A 2,361-nucleotide genomic window follows, 5' to 3' on the forward strand; every position below is an offset into this window, starting at 1 on the left:
ATGCCATGAACGTGAAGTTCAGGTTTCCTAGGTCGTGGTAGACGGTTCCGCCGCCGCTGATCCGACGGAAGAGTGGGATGTTGTGGCTGTGGAGGAATTCGGTATTTGCTTCGTACCAGGGGTTTTGTGCTCGGCCGACCATGACGGCGGGGTTATTGCGCCACATGAGGACGGCCGCTTCTTTATGTCCCAGCGAGTCGAACAGATAACGTTCGAAGGCCAGGTTGCGGAGCGGGTCGTGGCTGGTGAGGCGCCATAGCGTCGTCGTGAACATGATGATGTGATCACATGGGCGGGATTGGGGTTAGTAAAGCTCATCTCCGCTCTTGTGTCCGAGGCCCGGGTGGTGGTCGAACCGCACAACTCCGACGGCGACAGTGTCGGGAACAGCTTTCTTGACGCGTGCGACGCCCTCGATGCCGAATCCGCCGCATAGCTCGATAGCGACGTATCCTTCGTCGGCGAGTGTCGATGCTACGTCGGCGGCTTGGGCGTAATCGTTGACGGCCACCGTGAGGAGTTCGACGCCTGGAGTTGTGACGGTCGAGCGGTTGGTGGAGGGGTCGGCGCCGGTGTCGACGAACATGAATGCAGCTTTGAGAGCCATAGTGGTACTCCGTAGGTGTAGAGGCTGGGTTGATGTGAGGCTGGGATTTCTCGAACCTGGCCACATTCTATCGCTCTATGGCGAGGTCATTGAATACCTCGAGAAGAAGATGCGCGTAAAACTGGGGAAGGACTCTCTGGAGAAAACTCATTTGATTGAAAAGTGGAATTTGAAGGAGGTGAGTACCTTTATTCGCGCCTATACGTCAACGCAGAACTCAACCATCCCGGCGGAACGCAATTTTTGCCAATATCTTCCTCAATTGCGTCATAGAGTCTTTCTGTCCCATGTATCGGGGATGCCTAAGCTGGAAAACTGAACTAATGGGTTTGTTAGGAAGCTTTGATCGAGGAGATGAGCTACTTTACTTGGCCACGTAGTCCCGGGAGAGACTATACGAAGGACGTGTGACATAACGATGAGTGTGCCGAAAATCCGTTCGCTTTGTTTGGGAGGAAGATTAGCGAAAGCAGGTTTTGTACGTAGTGCAACTGTTGTTGCTGGTACAAAAGACCTGTTCCACATACGACCATGGTGAGCAGCTGTATTGCGGACGATTGTGAGTTGCTCCATCCAGTTTGCCCAGGGGTGCCGGTCTTGAACTTTTTCTTTGTTGTTTTTACTAAGATCTTGAAGATCGAACGAAAGCCCTATCCTATCTGCGATATTGCGTTGTTCTGAAGAATATAGGCCAGAATAGAGCTTAGATATATCTTTAAAATCCATGCACTCGGCAATTACCCACAAGGGGTACTGTCCCCCATATTCTGTGCTGTAGTGGGTAATTGCCTCGCTTCTGCGTGATGCTCTATTCATCCGTCCGTAAATAGCCGACATCCACTCTAAGTGATTGAACGTGGGTCGGAATCTCTCCCCACTTAGGTACGCCTGGGGGTCATTCACAGGATTAAGGCAAAGGTAATCTGTCAGCTGTGCCCGCATCGCAATTTCTATGCGTTCTATACCATCGTGGATCAGGGTGCGAAGTTTGCGATCCGATTCATACAGATCCACTACATCATTAAAACTGGTTCCCGATTCAAATTCGTCTAGGAGAGACTCTCCGTCTGAACTTATTTTCCGAGCAGGATGCCAATATGCGCTCAGTCGATAGTAACCTACGTTAGGTAGCCATTGTTCGGCGAGAGGTTTGTCGATCACCATTCCCCTACCCCTCAGCTCATTGATTTGCTGCTGAGTAGTTGTGGCTTGTTTTAGAGACTTTGCCCCCAATTTAGTAACCCCACGATTATGGCCCCGGACCTTGAATAGAGATCCAGCCCACTCTTGTTGGCTTGGAAGCGTCACAAGGCGGGCTGAACTGTTGAAGACAAGATTACCCTCTTCGGTCCTTAAATGTCAAAAGTGGCAACGAAGGGGACTAATTGCTTCAAACCTGAGGCCTACTACGGGATCAAACTTGATCCTGTTTCACTTATGAATGTCCTGATTATGCGGCTTTCTGGTCAGGCCTGAAAGCATCGTCGGGACTGATGTTGACAATGTGGATATACAGCCGAATCTCTGTACCGGTTCAACTTTGGCGGTGTAAAGGGTCGATCAATAATCGCCGTGCTCTTCGCTATCGTCATATGTATATGGATGGAAAGTCGCGTTCAGCGCCGGCTTTAGATGTCTCGCATGACGCATGGTGACACGTACTCAGGGAAATATGCCATCGTGGTTCCGACCGAGAATCAAAAGTGTTGTGAGTTAAAAAGGGGTTATTATGCGCAGACTTGTAGCGGATGTTG

Annotated in this window: 3 protein-coding genes; all 3 read right to left on the reverse strand. The window is 50.5% G+C overall.

The features are described 5' to 3' along the window. Nucleotides 1-274, reverse strand: a 274-nt coding sequence (locus Q3981_RS10340) for a biotin/lipoate A/B protein ligase family protein (RefSeq protein ID WP_368410112.1), incomplete at its 3' end; no start/stop codon positions are given. A 30-nt stretch (nt 275-304) separates the two neighbouring features. After that, a complete protein-coding gene (locus Q3981_RS10345) occupies nt 305-607 on the reverse strand; it encodes a DUF6506 family protein (protein ID WP_303126008.1) in 303 nt (100 codons plus the stop codon). A 267-nt stretch (nt 608-874) separates the two neighbouring features. Continuing rightward, on the reverse strand, nt 875-1,771 hold the full coding sequence (locus Q3981_RS10350; RefSeq protein ID WP_303126010.1) for an Abi family protein: 897 nt from the start codon (nt 1,769-1,771) through the stop codon (nt 875-877). Nucleotides 1,772-2,361: the final 590 nt, after the last annotated feature.

Source organism: Corynebacterium sp. (genome assembly GCF_030530965.1).
Taxonomy (GTDB): Bacteria; Actinomycetota; Actinomycetes; order Mycobacteriales; family Mycobacteriaceae; genus Corynebacterium.

Excerpts from the sequence above, each read along its gene's own strand:
- Q3981_RS10345 (WP_303126008.1), bottom strand. The coding sequence starts at position 607 with ATGGCTCTCAAAGCTGCATTCATGTTCGTCGACACCGGCGCCGACCCC.
- Q3981_RS10350 (WP_303126010.1), bottom strand. The coding sequence starts at position 1,771 with ATGGTGATCGACAAACCTCTCGCCGAACAATGGCTACCTAACGTAGGT.